The following is a 17,137-nucleotide window of genomic DNA, read 5'->3' as shown; positions in this document are numbered from 1 at the left end:
TCAGCCTTGCACGTCCTTGCCGACCGACAGCATGCGCTCGACGTAGCGCGCGATCAGGTCGATTTCCAGGTTCACCTTCGTTCCCGCCTTCAGGTGCTTCAATGTGGTGACCTGGATCGTGTGCGGAATCAGGTTGATCGAGAACTGGCAGCCACCGGGCACGTCTTCCACCCGGTTGACGGTCAGCGACACGCCGTTGACGACGATCGAACCCTTGAACGCGAGGTACTTGCCCAGCTCGGCCGGCGCCTCGACGACGAGTTCATACGATTCGCCGACCGGTTCGAACTTGCGCACCACGCCCAGGCCGTCCACGTGACCGGAAACCAGGTGGCCGCCGAGGCGCTCGTTCAGCGTCAGCGCCTTTTCCAGGTTCACTTCGCCCACGGCATCGAGGCCCGCGGTGCAGTTCAGGCTCTCGCGCGACACGTCGACGGCGAAGCTGTCGGCGGTCTTTTCCACCACGGTCATGCAGGCGCCGTTGATGGCGATCGAATCACCCAGGGCCACGTCGGCCATCGGCAAGCCGCCCGCGTCGATCACGAGGCGCACGCCGGCATCGATGCCGCCGGGCAGCGGGGTGACATTCTGGATTTTGCCGACAGCGGCGACGATTCCGGTAAACATGTTCTTCTCTTTCAGTGATGGGTCGGTGAGCAGGTCAGTGAGCAGGTCAATAACTAAAGCGGGCCAGGATGCGCAGGTCGTCCCCCACCATCCGGGTCTCGTGGAATTTCAACGGGTACTTGCCGGCCAGGTCGGTCAACGCCGGCAGCGCGAACATGCCTTGCGCATCGCCCAGCAGCGTGGGCGCGAGGTACAGCAGCAGCTCGTCCACGCACCGCTCGCGCACCAGCGAGCCATTGAGCTTCGTGCCCGCCTCCACGTGCAGTTCGTTGATTTGCCGCCGCCCCAGCTCGCGCATCAGTTCGGCCAGGTCGACCTTGCCGTGCGCATTTGGCAGCGTGATGATCTCCGCGCCCGTATCGCGCAGGCGCGCCTCGCGCTCGTGATCGGTCACGGCGGCCACGATCCACGTGCCGCCGCCCTGCAGCACGCGGGCGGCCGGATCGATGTCGAGCCGGCTGTCGACGACGATGCGGCGTGGCTGGCGCGGCGTGGCCACGGCGCGCACGTTCAGTTGCGGATCGTCCGCCTTCACGGTGCCGATGCCGGTGAGGATCGCACAGGCGCGGGCGCGCCATGCATGGCCGTCGCTGCGCGCCGCCTCACCGGTGATCCATTGGCTGGTGCCGTTGTGCAGTGCCGTCATGCCATCCAGGCTCGCGGCCGCCTTCATGCGCACCCAGGGCAATTGCCGCGTCATGCGCGAGAAGAAGCCGATGTTCAATTCGTAGGCCTCGTCGGCCAGCAGGCCCGAGGAGACTTCGATGCCCGCCTGCGCAAGGCGCGCCAGGCCCTGGCCCGCCACCAGCGGGTTCGGGTCTTCCATCGCCGCCACCACCCGCTTCAGGCCGGCGCGCACCAGCGCGTCGCAGCAGGGCGGCGTGCGGCCGTAATGGCTGCACGGTTCCAGCGTCACATAGGCGGTCGCGCCGCGCACGTCGAAGCCGCGGCGCTCGGCGTCCTTCAACGCCTGGATCTCGGCATGGTCCTGGCCGGCGGGCTGCGTGACCCCGGCGCCGATGACGACGCCCTCCTTCACGATGACGCAACCGATGTGCGGGTTCGGCGAGGTGGTGTACAGCCCCTTCTCCGCCCATTGCAGCGCGAGGCGCATGGCCGCCAGGTCGTTCCCCGGCCGGTCACTGCCCGCGTGGTCGTTGCCGATATTCAGATCATTGCTTTGCATGGTCCCTATTCGCCGGCGGAGCTTGCCATGTCGCAGCCGGATTCCACGGCCGGGTCGCACAGCCGCGCGCGGCCCAGCATATTGATTTTGATGTTGCGCCGCGTACTGCCGAGCTGCAGCGACAGCGTGCCCCAGTTGGGCGCCCGGCTGTTACCGGCACGGCAACTACGGCCTGCACTATTATAGGCGACATGGAAAGGCGGCGCAGCGTGGGTCAGCCGCGACCAGATGCGCAGGCCGTCGCGTGCCGGGCCATGCCGGAACAGGACCGTTTCCCCCGGCCCGGGCCGGGCGTCCCCGTCGGGATCGGCAAACACGGCCCAGCCGCCACGCCAGGCCGCCCCGGCCGCGTCGGCCGGCGCGACGACGACGGTTTCGCCGCGCCCGATCGCCTGCGAACGGGCCAGGTGCAGCGCCCCCAGCAGATCGGCGGCCGCGGCGCGCACCGCATGGCGCTCGAGCATGGCCTGGAAACCCGGCGCCGCCGCGCCCAGCAGGATGGCGGCGATGGCCAGCGTGACCATCATCTCCACCAGCGTGAACGCGCGCGCCGCCGGCGTCAGTGCCAGCAGCGGGTGGCCGGGCCGCTGGCCAGGTGCAGGCCGGTGCTGGTGAGGATCAGGCGGTCGCATGACGGGTCCTGGAAGCGGCGGCCCACCCGGGTGGTGCCGGGGGTGGCGATCAGTTGCACGCAATCGGCGATGTCTTCGCCGTCGCAAGCCTTGCCTTCGATTTCATAGGCGCTCGTGGCGGCACTGGTGCCGGACCACCAGCGGAACAGCCGCGCGTCGGCCGTATCAGCCCCGGCACCGAAGGCGATGTAGCGATTGTGCTGCGTGAAGTAGCGTTCCTGCTGCTGCATCAGCGCCTGCAAGGCCACCTGCGCCTCGGTACGCCTGGCGTGTACCACGTGCTGGCGATAGCCGGGATAGGCCAGCGCGGCCAGCACGCCGACGAGCGCCACCACGACCATGAGTTCGATGAGGGTGAAACCCCGGCTGCCGTGCCGCATGCGTTTCATGGCCGTCCTCCCGGCACCGCCGCGCGATGCAATTGCCGCCAGTTCGCCACCTCGCGCCACGACAGGCGGCCGGCAGGCCAGCTAGCCCCGCTGACGCCGCCGTCGACTTCGGCCGCCGTGCCGGCATGCAGGATCGCCGTCTCGCGCGTCACGCGTACCCGGCCGGTCGGCTCGCGCGCCATGGGCCTGCGTGGGCCGGGCAGCAGCAACGGAGCGCCGTGGACGACGTCTGGCACGAGTACGCCCGTCAGGCCGCGCGCCAGCACGCTGCCGCCGGCATTGACCGGCAAGCCGGTCAATGCATCCAGCACATAGCGGCGGCTGGCGCTGGGCGCGCAGCGGTCCCTGCCGGGTACGACCGTGGTGAAGACGAGCTTGCCGTCCGCCAGCGCGCCGGGCGCAACGCTGCGCTCGCCGGTCGTGCCGCCCGCCGGGAAATCCAGGTACCAGCCCTTGTACCGCCGACCGGAACCGGCCGTGGCTTGCCGGCCGAGGACCGTGAACCGCGCATCCGCTGCCTCGCCTTCGACGTATCGTTCGGCCAGGTCGCTCCGCTCCAGCGGCGCAGGGCGTGCCGGTGCCGCCGGATCGTCGTGCACCGCGTAATACGATTGCGGCGCGAAGCCCGCCGGGTCGCGCTCGGCCCGGCCATACAGGCTGCCGGTCCCGAACAGCAGCAGGTACCCGCCGCCTTGCGCGTGCACGATCCGCGGCGGCTGCGTGATCGGCTGCGGCCGGCCCGCCCCGTCACGCGCCATGAATACGGGTTGCAGGCGGGGATTGCCGCGCCATGGCGCGTGGCGGGTAAAGTCGAAACGCCACAACCTTCCCTGGAGGTCGCCGGCATACGCATGGCGCAGCACGCCTTCCTCGTTCGTCACCAGCGCGGGCGCTGCCAGTCCGCCGGGGCGCGCCGGGTCGCCCGGCGGCGTGTCGAGGCGGTAGTAATTGGTGTCGATCCGCCAGCGCTCGGCGGGCGGCTTGTCCAGCGCGAGCAGGAACAGGGCGCCGTTCGCCTCGCCCTGCGCGGCATCGGCAGCATGGCTGTTCAAGCCATTGCCCGTCACGGCGAAATCGCGGTACACGGGCGTGTCGCCGCGCATGCGCAGCTTCAGCCGCGCCACCTGTGCCGGCTGCATCACATTTCCCATGGCAACATCGTCGCGGTCGGTGAATTCCCAGAGTACGCCCAGGCCGCCATCGAACGCGGCGGGATCGGTGACATCGAGCGCGAACAAGCCCTGGGCGCCGGCGCCGGGAGAACCCACCAGCACGCTGCGCCAGGCGCCGCCGATGAAGGCTTCGCCGGCAGCCAGCGGCCCGTCGACATATGCGCGGTGCGTGTAGTCTGGAGCAGGCAAGGCGCTCAGTGCCGGCACCAGCATCGCCGGCGCATAGGCGAACAACTCGCTGCCCGTGGCGGCGTCGAACGCATGCAGCATGCCGTCGTTCGCCCCCAGGTACACGGCCGGGGTGCGGCGCTCGGTGCCCCGGTAAAAGGCCGAATACGCGATGTCGGCATGCCGGTTGGCGCCCGCCCCGATGTAGAGAGGCGCGCCGTGCACCGAGTCGCCCAGCAGGCCGGCGCGGCGGCGGAACGTCGTACCCTCGAGCGCGCGTTCGCCACGCAGCCACGCCAGGCGGGCCGGCCCGAGGCCGTCGGCGGCGCCCCCGCCGGGCGGCAGGTCCAGGACAGCCTGCTGCGATGGCGCCAGGCTGTCCCACTCGAACGGCGCCGTGCTGCCGTCGGCCTGCATGGTGTAGATGCGGCGCCGCGCGGGCGGCGTGCCGGCAAGGACGGCCGCTGCATCCCACACGGGCGTGGCACCGCCCGCCTCGCCCCGGCTCAGCGGGGTACGGGTCAGCGTGCCGCTGCCGCTTGCGAAGTCGTACGAGACGCGGAACAGGCTCCCCGCTGCCGGCGGCGATCCCGTTCCGGCAACGGCCAGCGCGGCCCCGTGCACAGGGCGGTCGGTGGCGCAGGCCAGCGCCGCGGCCTGGCCGTCGATGACGATGGCCGGCGGACCGGAAGCGGCCGGCGCCAGGGCCGTGGCGCAGCAAAGGCCCAGCGCCAGGCCGGGTGCGAAGAATGGCATGGCGCGGCCGTTCGTGCGGCGGCAGCGCGACGATGCATGGCTGGACCTTTCCATCGTCCCTCCATCAATCGCCGGGCCGGCGCCAGGCCGATTGCAGCACGACCTGCGTGCCTTCGCGGTTGCCGAAGCCGATCGCGGTCACGCGATAGTAATAGCGCGGCATGCCGCCGGCCTCCTCGCCCGCGCGACGGTAGGGCTGCCGTTCGATGATGTAGCGCGGGCGCCGCATGGGCAGCGCGCCCTCCCCCGTCTGCATCGCCGCGCCCGTGAAATGGCCGAGCGGCACGCTGGCGCCTTCCGCCGCCAGGTCGACCGCTTGCCACGCCGGCGGCGCCCCATCGCCGGCCGGGCCGCACAGGCCAAGGGCCGCGCCGGTGCCGCAGCCGGGGCCGAACGCCGCCGGCCCGGCCAGCAAGGCGGCCCGGTCGGCCCCCGCTTCCTCGATATCGCGTTCCGCATCCATCAGCGCATCCTCCGCAGCTTGCAGCGCCACCTGCCGGTCCCGCCCGGCGCGTGCCGCCTTCTCTCCCATCAGGGCCAATCCCGCCGCGCTGGCGGCCAGCATCAGCACGGCCACCAGCATCACGAGCGTCACGACCAGCGCGATGCCGTCCTGCCGCCGGCACATCGTCAACCGTCCCGGTTCCGCAGCAGCACCACCGTGTCGAACAGGCGTCGCGCGCGCAGCCGCAGGGGCTCGGGCATCGCGGCTTCGTCGACCAGCGTGCCGGGATCGTCCGGGTCCACGCGGCCGCCGAACAGTTGCCAGCGCACCGGCAGCGAACCGGCGCGCGAGCGCGCCTCGCCGTGCAGCAACAAGGCGGCCCGCACGGCGACGATCCTTTTCCAGTGCGTCTTGCGGCGCAGGTCCAGTGCCCGCTCCTGGTGCGTCGCACCGGACAGCGGCAGCGCCGCATCGAGCGCGTGCACGGCAGTGGCGTTCAGGTAGCGGTTCGGAATGCCATCGGCATCGGTATCCAGGCCGTACAGCACCTGGAAGGAATCGACGCCGCGCACGATGGCATCGGCATTCCAGGCGCCCGAGTTTCCTCGGTACTTGCAGCGCAATTCCGTCTCGCCGTCGCCGGCGGTGCCGACGTAGAAGATGCTCCAGCCGGCTTCTCCAGCGCCGACCGTGAAGCCGGCACAGTCGACGATCGAGCCATCGCCGCCGTCGGTGCCCGACCCGGCGAAGCGAATGGCAAGCACGTCGCTGCCATGCAGGGTACGGGCCGGCGACGCCTCCTCCATGCCGGCCGCCATGCGCGGCAATGTGCGGTTGTCGAGCCCGGCGATGGCGGCATCGCCGTCGGGCGGCGGTGTGCCCGCATCGAGGTCAGTCCAGGCGGCCTGGCGCAGCGCCTGCCCGACCAGCTCCAGCGCATAGCGCCCGCCATCGTCGATCCGGGCGCTGGCCGCATGCTGCGCGAAGTCGCCGTTGGCGACCAGCAGCATCGCCGCCGCCGCCAGCGCGACGACGAGCCCAAGCCCCAATGCGACCAGCATCTCGGCAAGGCCGATGCCGCCCTGGCGGCCTGGCGCCCTCATTGCCCCACCCCGGCCACCGTGACAGCCACGCCCGGTGTTTCGCGGCGCTCCGGCGTGCCGTCCGCCCGCTTGCCGCGCCAACCGATCTTGACGACGACGGGGTCGCCCGGCGCGCCGCTGCATTCCCAGCGCATGCGGCCTGCTTCGTATAGCTGCGCATCGCGGCATACCCGTGCCCGCCCGGCAGGCAACTGCGTGCGGACCTGCCTTTGCAGTTCGTGGATATCGGCTTGCGCCACTTGGGCCGGGTTGCAGGAATCGGCCGTACAGGGGTTGTCCAGCGCGGCCGGACCTGTTGCAGCCTGCGCGTCGTAGTCGACGTCGAGGTAAAAGACCGGCACCTGCCCGGCATTGGCGCGCATGCGGTCGGCCATTGCCACGGCGATCTGCAATGCCGCGGAAAGCAGCGCCGATTCGTGCCGCGCGCGCATCGCATGCAATTGCATCGCCATGCCGCCCACCAGGCCCAAGGCCAGCACGAAGACGGCGACCAGCACTTCCATCAAGGCGAACCCGGCAACATGGCGCATCGGCAACCTCCCCCCATCGACATTGCCGTACAAGTTAGCCGGCAGCGGCGCGGGGCGGTTGTGGCTGCTCAAGCTCGAGCGGCTTAGCTCAACAATTTCCGTGGAGACTTGCGCCAGCGCAGGAAACGCAGTCAAAAGCGACCACGTCCGAGGTGAAAGATGATAGTGACGGGCTGCGACGCCCCCGGCGGCGTTGCCGCGCCGGCTGTGCGGCACTACTCCTGCCGCGCCGGCTGTGCGGCGTTACTTCTAGTCCTGCCGCTTACGCTCCTGGCCGGCTTCCTCGATCGCATCCTGGAATTCGGCCAGGTCCTCGAAATTCTTGTAGACGGAGGCGAAGCGGATATACGCAACCTTGTCGAGCCGCTTCAGCTCGGCCATCACCAGCTCGCCGATGTAATTCGAATCGACTTCGCGCTTGCCGCTGGTGAGCAGTTTTTCCTCGATCGCCTTTACCGCGTCGTCGACCGCGGCGGCGGCCACCGGCCGCTTGCGCAGCGCGAGCATCAGGCTGCCGCGCAATTTTGCTTCGGAGTACTCCATCCGGCTGCCGTTCTTTTTGACCACGAACGGCATCGAAAGTTCAATCCGCTCGTACGTGGTGAAACGCTTGTCGCACCTGCCGCAGCGCCGCCGGCGCTTGATCGCATCCCCCTCCTCCGATACGCGCGTATCGAGGACGTGGATTTCATCATGCTGGCAGAACGGACATTTCATGTGGTGATGGAATGAGGATGAAAAAAGCGCCGGGCTTTGCAGCCCGGCGCCCCGATAGTAGCAATGTGCCGATTACGCGTAAACCGGGAACTTGTCGGCCAGGACCTTCACGGCGGCCTTCACGCGTTCGATCGTGGCGGCGTCATGCGGGTTGTCCAGCACGTCGGCGATCAGGTTGCCGACCTCTTCGGCCTCGGCTTCCTTGAAGCCGCGGGTGGTCATCGCCGGGCTGCCCAGGCGGATGCCGGAGGTGACGAACGGCTTTTGCGGGTCGTTCGGAATGCCGTTCTTGTTGCAGGTGATGTGGGCCGAACCCAGGATCGCCTCGGCTTCCTTGCCGGTCAGGTTCTTGGCGCGCAGGTCCACCAGGAACACGTGCGACTCGGTGCCGCCGGAGACGATGCGCAGGCCGCGCTTGATCAGCGTCTTGGCCAGCACGTCGGCGTTCTTGACCACCTGCTGCTGGTAGGCCTTGAACTCATCGGACAGCGCTTCCTTGAACGCCACCGCCTTGCCTGCGATTACGTGCATCAGCGGGCCGCCCTGGATGCCGGGGAAGATCGCCGAGTTGATGATCTTCTCGTGCTCGGCCTTCATCAGGATGATGCCGCCGCGCGGGCCGCGCAGCGACTTGTGCGTGGTGGACGTGACGAAGTCGGCGTGCGGCACCGGGTTCGGGTACAGGCCGGCGGCGATCAGGCCGGCGTAGTGGGCCATGTCGACCATGAAGTAGGCGCCGACGGCCTTGGCCACGGCGGCGAAGCGTTCGAAGTCGATCTTCTTCGAGAAGGCCGAGGCGCCGGCGATGATCAGCTTCGGCTTGTGCTCGTTGGCCAGCTTTTCCATGGCGGCGTAGTCGATGTCTTCCTCGGCGGTCAGGCCGTAGGACACCACGTTGAACCACTTGCCGGACATGTTCAGGCCCATGCCGTGCGTCAGGTGGCCGCCTTCGGCCAGCGACATGCCCATGATCGTGTCGCCCGGCTTGAGCACGGCGAAGAACACGCCCTGGTTCGCCTGCGAACCGGAGTTCGGCTGCACGTTGGCGGCTTCCGCGCCGAACAGCTGCTTGACGCGGTCGATCGCCAGCTGTTCCACCACGTCCACGTATTCGCAACCGCCGTAGTAGCGCTTGCCCGGATAGCCTTCCGCGTATTTATTCGTCAGTTGCGAGCCCTGCGCTTCCATCACGGCCGGCGAGGTGTAGTTCTCCGACGCGATCAGCTCGATGTGGTCGTGCTGGCGCTTGTTCTCGCTCTGGATGGCGCCGAACAGTTCCGGGTCGATGGAGGCGAGGGTGTGATCTTTTGCGAACATGAAATAACTCCGATTAGGACTGGCAGATAGGATCGAATGACGCGGGCCGGGTGGCCAAAGGCAGCCCGGTCGCGCGTGCATCCGCGCGATTCCATCGAGGCTGCCCAGGCGAACGGCGTTGAGACATCCCACGTTCCCCGGTGGATACCCACCTTTCGCGTATTTGCCGACGATCATGCCGACGGCATTGCCGCTTTTCGCCAGTTACGTGAGACATAAATGGAGCCGAGATTGTATGTGATGTGCAGAGTCTGGGCAAGGAAACAGCTTGCCGTTCTCAAGACGACGGCGTTGGTAGCGCGACCACAACACTGTCGTTTCGGCTACAATCTTTGGGTTTGCCGGCTTCGATGCCTCTACCTTGTTTAACCCCAACGGCAGAAGCCGGGATCAGACCCAAAAGGGTCTGGCCCCAGAATTTGCTTCTGGGTTAAATTTCCGCGCAACCGCACTTTGGGAAAAACGTCCATGATCGTCTTCATCACCGGCGCAACCGCCGGCTTCGGCGCCGCGATGGCGCGCATCTTCGCCACGAATGGCCACCGCGTGCTGATCGCCGGCCGCCGCGCCGACCGGCTGGAAGCGCTGGCCGGCGAACTCGGCCCCAACGTGCGCACCGTGCCGCTGGATGTGACCGACAAGGCCGGCATCCACGCCGCGCTCCAGGCGCTGCCCGCGGGCTGGCGCGAGATCGACGTGCTGGTCAACAACGCCGGCCTCGCCCTCGGCATCAAGCCGGCGCACGAGGCGCAGCTGGAAGACTGGGAAACGATGATCGCGACCAATTGCACGGGCCTGGTGACGATGACCCGCGCCGTGCTGCCGGGCATGGTGGAACGCAATAGCGGCCTGATCATCAACATCGGCTCCGTGGCCGGCCGCTTCCCCTACCCGGGCGGGAATGTGTATGGCGCCACCAAGGCCTTCGTCGACCAGTTCACGCTGAACCTGCGCGCGGACCTCGTCGGCACGGGCGTGCGCGCGACCAATATCGCGCCGGGCCTGTGCGGCGGCACGGAGTTCTCGAACGTGCGCCTGAAGGGCGACGATGCGGCGGCCGCCAAGGTTTATGAAGGCACCACGCCGCTGACGGCGGACGATATCGCTGCCACCGCGTACTGGATCGCCACCCTGCCGCCGCATGTGAACATCAACATGATCGAGATGATGCCGACCTGCCAGGCCGCCGGGCCGCTGGCGATCAAGCGTGCGTCGTAAGAAATTACCGACGCGAAAGATTCGTAAGCGAATGTTACAAGTATTGGTCGGGCGCGGCGAATTTGTTTAACTGATCAGCTTGACATACCGTCAGCAAACTTTTAGCAACGTTTCATGCCAAATGGCGTAGAATGTTGCCCAATAACACTTGTAGCAATCTCACCATGTCTTCAGAGTTCACCTGGGAAGTCCGTGTCTATTACGAGGACACGGACGCGGGCGGCATCGTCTATTACGCCAATTACCTGAAGTTCTTTGAACGCGCCCGTACCGAATGGCTGCGCGCGATCGGTATCGGCCAGCAGGTGCTGCTGGAAGAGCACGATGCCATGTTCGTGGTGAAGAATGTCAGCGCGGACTATCATGCGCCGGCCAAACTGGACGATGCTCTATCATTAACACTAGTTATCGAGAAGCTTGGCCGCGCCTCCGTCGTGTTCCGGCAGCAGGCGTGGCGCGGCACGACCCTGCTCAACACGGCCCACGTGAAGGTGGGCTGCGTCGACTCGGCGTTGAGGCCGCGCGCGGTGCCCGATGCCGCGGCCGAACGCATGCGCGCCTATGTGGCGTGAACGGCGCCCGGGCAGGAGTCCGTTACAGTGCGCATTACCGTGCAAATTACCGTGCAATTGCACATCGCCTCACAGCGCCGAGAAGCAGCTTGAGCCTTTGCTAGTCGTTACCATTCTAACTAATTTATAAATGAACGGTTCCCAAGATCTTTCCTTCATCGCCCTCATCTCCAATGCGCACCTGATCGTGCAGCTGATCATGGCGCTGCTGCTCGGCCTGTCCATCGTCAGCTGGACCTACATCTTCAAGAAATGGTTCGACGTGCGCGCCGCGCGCCGCCTGACGATCGACTTCGAAAAAACGTTCTGGGCCGGCGGCAACCTGCACCAGCTGTACCAGGCCGCCGGCAGCAACCGCGCCAACAACGGCGCGCTGTCGCGCATCTTCGAGGCGGGCATGGGTGAGTTCATCAAGGGCAAGCAGGCCGCCACCGCGGCCCGCGAGGCGCTGGACGTGGGTGCGATCCTGGATGGTGCCCGCCGCGCGATGCGGGCGGCGTTCCAGCGCGAGATGGACGTGCTCGAGTCGCACCTGGCCTTCCTGGCTTCGGTCGGTTCCGTGTCGCCGTACATCGGCCTGCTGGGCACCGTGTGGGGCATCATGAATGCGTTCCGCGGCCTGGCCAATGTGCAGCAGGCCACCCTGTCGGCCGTGGCGCCCGGCATCGCCGAGGCACTGATCGCCACCGCGATCGGCCTGTTCGCGGCGATCCCGGCCGTGGTTGCCTACAACCGCTTCTCGCATGACATCGACCGCCTGGCGATCCGCTTCGAAAGCTTCGTCGAGGAGTTCTCCAACATCCTGCAGCGCCAGTCGCGTTAACCGGGAAAGGAGCCAACATGGCATCGTCCTTCAACAGCAGCATGCGCGGCGGCCGCGGCCGCAAGCTGAAATCCGAGATCAACGTCGTGCCCTACATCGACGTGATGCTCTGCCTGCTGATCATCTTCATGGTGATGCCGAGCTCGAACAACCCGAGCTCGATCGACCTGCCGCACGCGGAAAAGGCGGTGCGCCCGCCGGACGCCTATATCCAGGTCACCATCAAGCCCAACGGTGCGCTGTCGATCGGCATCGCGGGCAAGAATGCCGATGCGCCCGAAACGGCGCCGAACCGCGATGCCCTGGTGCGCAAGCTGGAAGCGCTGCACGAGGACAACCCCGACTATCCGGTGCTGATCGCGGGCGACAAGGAAAGCAAGTACGACGATGTGATCCAGCTGATTTCCGAAGCGAAGAAGATGGGCATCACCCGCGTTGGTCTGGCAACGAAGTAAGGCATGGCGACAATTGAAGCGAACACGGGCGGCCCGTATCGGGTACCCCGGCATGACAGTGGCTGGCGTGCCTTCGGGCTCGCCCTGGCCACGCACGCGCTGCTGTTCCTGTTCCTGTGGGGCGGCATCAATTGGCAAAGCTCCGAACCCGTGGCCGTGGAAGCGGAGGTATGGGACCTGACGACGCAGCAGGCCGCCCCGCCGCCGCCGCCCACGCCGGAACCCGAGCCGCAGCCCGAACCCGAACCGGCGCCGCCCCCGCCTGCCCCGGCGCCGGCCCCGCCGCCGCCGCGGGAGGTGACGCCGCCCAAGCCCGATCCGGAGATCGCGCTGCGCAAGGAACGCGAGAAGAAGCGCGAAGAGGAAAAGCGCATCGCGGCCGAGAAGGAAGAAAAACGCAAGCAGAAGCTCGAGGATGAGCGCAAGCTCGCCGACCAGAAGAAGAAGGAAGACGAGAAGAAAAAGCGCGAGGAAGAGCAGCGCCTGGCCGAACAGAAGGAAAAAGCCGACAAGAAGGCCGAAGAGGACAAGAAGAAGAAAGAGCTGGCGGCCAAGAAAGCTGCGGAAAAGAGGGATGCCGAACGCATCGCCAAGATCCGCGAAGAGGAAATTCGCCGGCTCACAGGCGCGGCGGGCGGCACCAGCAGCGGCACGGCCGAGAAATCGACCGCGCCACGGATGGACAGCGGCTACAAGGCCGCGATCGCGGCCAGGATCAAGAGCAATATCAGCTACGCGGGCAGCCAGGACGTTCCCGGCAACCCGAGTGCCGAGTTCAGGATTACGCAATTGCCGACTGGGGAAATCGTTTCGGTCCGAAAGATCAAGAGCAGCGGAATTCCCGCCTACGATGCCGCCGTGGAGAACGCGATTAGTAAATCGTCGCCTCTGCCCAAAAAGAAAGACGGCACGGTGGAACGGGAAATCACCGCGGCATTCAATTTGAAAGACTTGCCTTGACGCGAACTATGAAAAAACTTACTTCCGTGTTCCTTACCGCTGGCATGCTGGCCAGCCTGACCGCCCAGGCGCAATTGCGCGTGGAAATCTCGGGTGTCGGCAGCAACCAGATCCCCGTGGCGGTCGCCGCCTTCGTGGACGAAGGCCAATCGCCGACGCAGATCTCGAAGGTCATCAAGACCGACCTGGAGCGCAGTGGCGCCTTCAAGGTGATCGACGCCGGCACGATCAGCGACGTGAACAATGTCGACGCGGCATCCTACAAGGCACGCGGCGCGGATGCCCTGGTCGTTGGCACCGTGCAGAAGCAGCCGAACGGCACGTACGACGTGCGCTACAAGCTGATGTCCACGATCCAGAACACGAAGATCTCGCAGCTGGACCAGCAGGCGCCGGCGCAATTCACGCGCCTGTCGGCGCACAAGATCGCCGACGACGTGTACGAAAAACTGACCGGCGTGCGCGGCATCTTCGCCACCCGCATCGCCTACGTGACGCAGCAGGGCCGCTCCTACCGCCTTGAGGTGGCCGACGCCGACGGCGAGAACGTGCAGCTGGCGCTGTCGTCGAACGAGCCGATCATTTCACCGTCGTGGTCGCCGGACGGCACCAAGGTGGCCTACGTGTCGTTCGAGCAGAAGAAGCCGGTGATCTACGTGCAGAACCTGATCACGCGCCAGCGCACCGTGATCGCCAATGAACGCGGCAGCAACTCGGCGCCATCCTGGTCGCCGGACGGCAGCCGCATCGCGCTGGCGCTGTCGAAGACGGGCAACACGCAGGTCTACCTCGCCAACAGTACCGGCGGCGGCCTGCGCCGGCTGACCAACAGCAGCGGCATCGATACCGAGCCGCAGTTCTCGGCGGACGGCCAGTCGATCTACTTCACCAGCGACCGCAGCGGCGGCCCGCAGATCTACCGCATGAGCGTGAACGGCGGCGATGCCCAGCGCGTGACGTTCAACGGCAGCTACAACATCAGCCCGCGTATTTCCTCCGATGGAAAATCGCTGGCCTATATTTCCCGGCGCAACGGCAACTTCCAGCTCTATGTATTGGATCTGGCAAGCGGCCAGGAGCAACGTTTGTCGGACAACACCAACGACCAGGCCCCCAGCTTCGCTCCGAACGGCAAGTACATCCTGTACTCGACCGAATCGGGCGGGCGCAAGGCCCTGGCGGTGGTGTCGGTGGACGGCCGGGTCAAGCAACGCCTGACCATTCAGGCCGGAGCAATCAAGGAGCCCACCTGGGGTCCTTTCATGAAGTAAAAACAGGCAGTAAAGACCTTTCACAACGACCAGGAGAATCAACATGCGTAACGTAAAAAGCATCGCCTTCATCATCAGCAGCGCCGCCCTGCTGGCAGCTTGCTCGAGCCCCGTCAAGGTTTCCGAGCCGGCACCCGTAGTGGAAAGCAAGCCGGCCGAAGCGCCTGCGCAAGCTGACACCACCCGTTCCGTGGCCCCGGTGGAAACCAAGTCGATCGACCCGCTGGACGATCCGCAAGGCGTGCTGGCACAGCGCAGCGTGTACTTCGACTTCGACAGCTATGTCGTGCGCGAAGACGGCAAGCCGGTCGTGACCAACCACTCCGACTACCTGACCAAGAACACCAGCCGCAACATCCTGATCCAGGGTAACACCGACGAACGCGGCGGCGCGGAATACAACCTCGCCCTGGGCCAGAAGCGCGCCGAAGCCGTGAAGCGCGCGATGGTGGCACTGGGCGTGAACGAAGGCCAGATCGAAGCCGTTTCGCTGGGCAAGGAAAAGCCGAAGGCACAGGGCAGCAACGAAGAGGCATGGGCACAGAACCGTCGTGCCGACATCGTCTACAAGTAATCGACGGCCTCCGGCCTGACATTCGTACTGACGGGGCAGCGCGCAGCGTTATACTGCGCGCTGCCCCGTTTTTTCATTGAGAGCGTTTACAACATGATCAAATTCACCAAGACGGCTGTTGCGCTGGCCATTGCCACGCTGTCCCTGCATGCCAGCGCCGGCGTATTCGACGACGACGAGGCACGCCGCGCGATCCTCGACCTGCGCGCCAAGGTGGAAGCGCTGACGAAGGAGCTCAACTCCCGTCTCGACACGAAGGCCGAGAAGACCTCCACGCTGGACCTGATCGCCCAGCACGACCAGACGATGCAGGAAATCGCGCGCCTGCGCGGCCAGGTCGAAGTACTGCAGAACGAGATTGAAGTGACAGGTAAGCGCCAGAAGGACCTGTACGCCGACCTCGACAAGCGCCTGCGCGCCCTCGAGCCGCGCCAGGTGGAAATCGACGGCCAGACGGCTTCGGTGGAGCAGTCCGAGCAGAACGCCTACGACGCCGCCATGCAGCTGTTCAAGGAGCAGAACTACGAAGGTGCAGCCACGGCGCTTCAGAACTTCGTGCGCCGCTATCCAGGCTCGCCCTATGCGGCCAATGCGCAGTACATGCTCGGCAACGCCCACTACCTGCAACGCGACTGCAAGGCCGCCATCGTGGCGCAGCAGGCCGTGGTGAAGAACTACCCGGACAGCCCGAAGGCCGCCGATGCCATGCTGAACATCGCCAGCTGCCAGGCCGAGCTGAAAGCCGTCAACAACGCAAAGAAGACGTTGAACGACCTGATCAAGAACTACCCGAACACGGCCGCCGCACGCACCGCCAAGGAGCGCCTGGGGGGCAAGTAACGCGGGTGGCGGATGGCCCGGTCGAAGTTTGCACAATTCGATGCTCCCAAGCATTTGACAGGCACGGTTGGGCTGTCCTATAATCCCGCTTCTTTCGCAGCGGGTCGTTAGCTCAGTTGGTAGAGCAGCGGACTTTTAATCCGTTGGTCGCAGGTTCGAGCCCCGCACGGCCTACCACTCGAAAGAAGCAGTTGGTATACTAGTAGTTGTAGCAACGCAGTAACAGTTTTGCAGAGGGTCGTTAGCTCAGTTGGTAGAGCAGCGGACTTTTAATCCGTTGGTCGCAGGTTCGAGCCCCGCACGGCCTACCACTCGCAAAATTGAGATTGCTGGTTTTACCTTGGGTCGTTAGCTCAGCTGGTAGAGCAGCGGACTTTTAATCCGTTGGTCGCAGGTTCGAATCCCGCACGGCCTACCAAGATTCATCAAGAAAGCCCACGAACTTAGATTCGTGGGCTTTTTTGTTTCCACCTCGCTTGCAGACTGCCAGAGATCAACAACTGCGGCATACGTAAGTTTTTCGCGTCTCTCGGCAGGACAGCAAAACACCGTATTCGCGGCCATCGTTAGCGCCGCCGGCAAGTCTAACCCTTCAGTGACTCGGGCCATCGCACGGCTTTCATATGCAGGACGGGGTCTTGTTGTTCTCTCTCTCGCTCTGTCGGTTTATAACGTCGCGAACTCTACGGACAGAGTGCTGGCCTTGAGGAAGGAAGCCACGGTCACTGGTGCGAGCGTAGCGGGCGGAATTACCGGTGGCGTCTTAGCAGGGTTGGCCTGCGGCCCCGGCGCACCGGTCTGCGTGACCGTAGGGGCCTTTGTTGGCGGCGCGCTGGCAGCATTCGGCGCAGGCTTCATGTGGTAGAAGACATGACCATGAGGGGCACATCGGAAATTTCCACACACCCGCTGCCAGAGGCATCGGATGACACCACCCCATTCAGCGAGATATGTCTGAACGGGGCAAGAACCGGAAAATTGGTCGAAGGCGCTTTTCTGGAAGCGGCATTCACCTGCAATGATGTGTTCCTCATTTTCCTTACCGATGGCATTCCGCACGAAGAGACTCTGCGGATATATCTGCTCGATCGTGCTGCGAACATCCTCGACTGGGCCAGGCTGGGTGCCATGTACTCAACCGGTCATCTTTCGGGCCTCCAACCCATCCAGCCCGACACAGTGCGCTTTCGTTTTTTTGGTGATACGGACTGGGTGCTGACGGTCCTCCCTGCGCAAGTTTTTGCATGGCCGGTACTGTTCGACCCGCCTGGCGTGAAAAGACCCTTCGGTTTTACCCGACGGTTCCACCTGACCGGCAAGCCACGACCGGAAGCGCGCGAGTAGGAGCCATATCGATTCGGCATGGCGTCAACAGGATATTC

Annotated in this window: 19 protein-coding genes, 3 tRNA genes and 1 riboswitch; of the genes, 12 read left to right on the top strand and 10 right to left on the bottom strand. The window is 65.6% G+C overall.

The annotated features are described in order from the left end of the window. The 10 genes from V6Z91_RS16240 to glyA form a co-directional block, all read right to left on the bottom strand. On the bottom strand, window positions 1-627 hold the full coding sequence (locus V6Z91_RS16240) for a riboflavin synthase (protein WP_338758640.1): 627 nt from the start codon (window positions 625-627) through the stop codon (window positions 1-3). Window positions 628-673: 46 nt separating this feature from the next. Further along, a complete protein-coding gene (gene ribD, locus V6Z91_RS16235; protein WP_338771884.1) occupies window positions 674-1,741 on the bottom strand; it encodes a bifunctional diaminohydroxyphosphoribosylaminopyrimidine deaminase/5-amino-6-(5-phosphoribosylamino)uracil reductase RibD in 1,068 nt (355 codons plus the stop codon). Window positions 1,742-1,818: 77 nt separating this feature from the next. Next, on the bottom strand, window positions 1,819-2,445 hold the full coding sequence (locus V6Z91_RS16230) for a GspH/FimT family pseudopilin (protein WP_338758639.1): 627 nt from the start codon (window positions 2,443-2,445) through the stop codon (window positions 1,819-1,821). Then, entirely contained in the window at window positions 2,373-2,834 is a 462-nt protein-coding gene (locus tag V6Z91_RS16225) for a type IV pilin protein (RefSeq protein ID WP_338758638.1), read from the bottom strand. Before V6Z91_RS16225 ends, V6Z91_RS16230 begins: the two co-directional genes overlap by 73 nt. Beyond that, a complete protein-coding gene (locus V6Z91_RS16220) occupies window positions 2,831-4,984 on the bottom strand; it encodes a PilC/PilY family type IV pilus protein (RefSeq protein ID WP_338758636.1) in 2,154 nt (717 codons plus the stop codon). Before V6Z91_RS16220 ends, V6Z91_RS16225 begins: the two co-directional genes overlap by 4 nt. Window positions 4,985-4,994: 10 nt before the next feature. Then, a complete protein-coding gene (locus V6Z91_RS16215) occupies window positions 4,995-5,558 on the bottom strand; it encodes a PilX N-terminal domain-containing pilus assembly protein (protein ID WP_338771882.1) in 564 nt (187 codons plus the stop codon). Between the two features lie 2 nt (window positions 5,559-5,560). Further along, window positions 5,561-6,478: a PilW family protein gene (locus V6Z91_RS16210; protein WP_338758634.1), complete on the bottom strand. Its 918-nt coding sequence runs from the start codon at window positions 6,476-6,478 to the stop codon at window positions 5,561-5,563. Then, entirely contained in the window at window positions 6,475-7,008 is a 534-nt protein-coding gene (gene pilV, locus V6Z91_RS16205) for a type IV pilus modification protein PilV (protein ID WP_338758632.1), read from the bottom strand. Before pilV ends, V6Z91_RS16210 begins: the two co-directional genes overlap by 4 nt. A gap of 249 nt (window positions 7,009-7,257) precedes the next feature. Continuing rightward, window positions 7,258-7,725: a transcriptional regulator NrdR gene (nrdR, locus tag V6Z91_RS16200; protein WP_338758630.1), complete on the bottom strand. Its 468-nt coding sequence runs from the start codon at window positions 7,723-7,725 to the stop codon at window positions 7,258-7,260. 72 nt (window positions 7,726-7,797) lie between these two features. Then, window positions 7,798-9,042, bottom strand: coding sequence for a serine hydroxymethyltransferase (gene glyA, locus V6Z91_RS16195; protein WP_338758628.1), 1,245 nt, complete (start codon window positions 9,040-9,042; stop codon window positions 7,798-7,800). Between the two features lie 95 nt (window positions 9,043-9,137). Then, window positions 9,138-9,260, bottom strand: a riboswitch (ZMP/ZTP riboswitch). Window positions 9,261-9,510: 250 nt separating this feature from the next. Here glyA and V6Z91_RS16190 point away from each other — a divergent pair. The 12 genes from V6Z91_RS16190 (at window position 9,511) to V6Z91_RS16135 (ending at window position 17,099) form a co-directional block, all read left to right on the top strand. Beyond that, entirely contained in the window at window positions 9,511-10,260 is a 750-nt protein-coding gene (locus tag V6Z91_RS16190; RefSeq protein ID WP_338758626.1) for an SDR family NAD(P)-dependent oxidoreductase, read from the top strand. Between the two features lie 164 nt (window positions 10,261-10,424). Next, entirely contained in the window at window positions 10,425-10,832 is a 408-nt protein-coding gene (ybgC, locus tag V6Z91_RS16185) for a tol-pal system-associated acyl-CoA thioesterase (protein ID WP_338758625.1), read from the top strand. Between the two features lie 130 nt (window positions 10,833-10,962). Next, window positions 10,963-11,655 (top strand): protein TolQ, encoded by a 693-nt coding sequence (tolQ, locus tag V6Z91_RS16180; RefSeq protein ID WP_338758623.1) that lies wholly within the window; start codon window positions 10,963-10,965, stop codon window positions 11,653-11,655. A 17-nt stretch (window positions 11,656-11,672) separates the two neighbouring features. Then, entirely contained in the window at window positions 11,673-12,110 is a 438-nt protein-coding gene (locus tag V6Z91_RS16175; RefSeq protein WP_338758622.1) for an ExbD/TolR family protein, read from the top strand. 3 nt (window positions 12,111-12,113) lie between these two features. Continuing rightward, a complete protein-coding gene (tolA, locus tag V6Z91_RS16170) occupies window positions 12,114-13,070 on the top strand; it encodes a cell envelope integrity protein TolA (RefSeq protein WP_338758621.1) in 957 nt (318 codons plus the stop codon). Window positions 13,071-13,078: 8 nt separating this feature from the next. Continuing rightward, window positions 13,079-14,341: a Tol-Pal system beta propeller repeat protein TolB gene (gene tolB, locus V6Z91_RS16165; protein ID WP_338758620.1), complete on the top strand. Its 1,263-nt coding sequence runs from the start codon at window positions 13,079-13,081 to the stop codon at window positions 14,339-14,341. Between the two features lie 43 nt (window positions 14,342-14,384). Then, window positions 14,385-14,915: a peptidoglycan-associated lipoprotein Pal gene (pal, locus tag V6Z91_RS16160; RefSeq protein WP_338758618.1), complete on the top strand. Its 531-nt coding sequence runs from the start codon at window positions 14,385-14,387 to the stop codon at window positions 14,913-14,915. Window positions 14,916-15,008: 93 nt separating this feature from the next. Next, window positions 15,009-15,755 carry a tol-pal system protein YbgF gene (gene ybgF, locus V6Z91_RS16155; RefSeq protein ID WP_338758616.1) on the top strand — a complete coding sequence of 249 codons (747 nt, stop codon included), beginning with the start codon at window positions 15,009-15,011 and terminating at the stop codon, window positions 15,753-15,755. 101 nt (window positions 15,756-15,856) lie between these two features. Beyond that, window positions 15,857-15,932 (top strand) — tRNA-Lys (locus tag V6Z91_RS16150). A gap of 58 nt (window positions 15,933-15,990) precedes the next feature. Continuing rightward, a tRNA-Lys gene (locus tag V6Z91_RS16145) sits at window positions 15,991-16,066 on the top strand. A 31-nt stretch (window positions 16,067-16,097) separates the two neighbouring features. Then, a tRNA-Lys gene (locus tag V6Z91_RS16140) sits at window positions 16,098-16,173 on the top strand. 452 nt (window positions 16,174-16,625) lie between these two features. Continuing rightward, window positions 16,626-17,099 carry a hypothetical protein gene (locus tag V6Z91_RS16135; protein ID WP_338758614.1) on the top strand — a complete coding sequence of 158 codons (474 nt, stop codon included), beginning with the start codon at window positions 16,626-16,628 and terminating at the stop codon, window positions 17,097-17,099. Window positions 17,100-17,137 lie beyond the last annotated feature (38 nt).

This window comes from Massilia sp. METH4 (assembly GCF_037094685.1).
Taxonomy (GTDB): Bacteria; Pseudomonadota; Gammaproteobacteria; order Burkholderiales; family Burkholderiaceae_D; genus Rugamonas.
The sequence above is the reverse complement of the archived record's forward strand: the minus strand, read 5'-3'. Positions and strand labels throughout refer to the sequence as shown.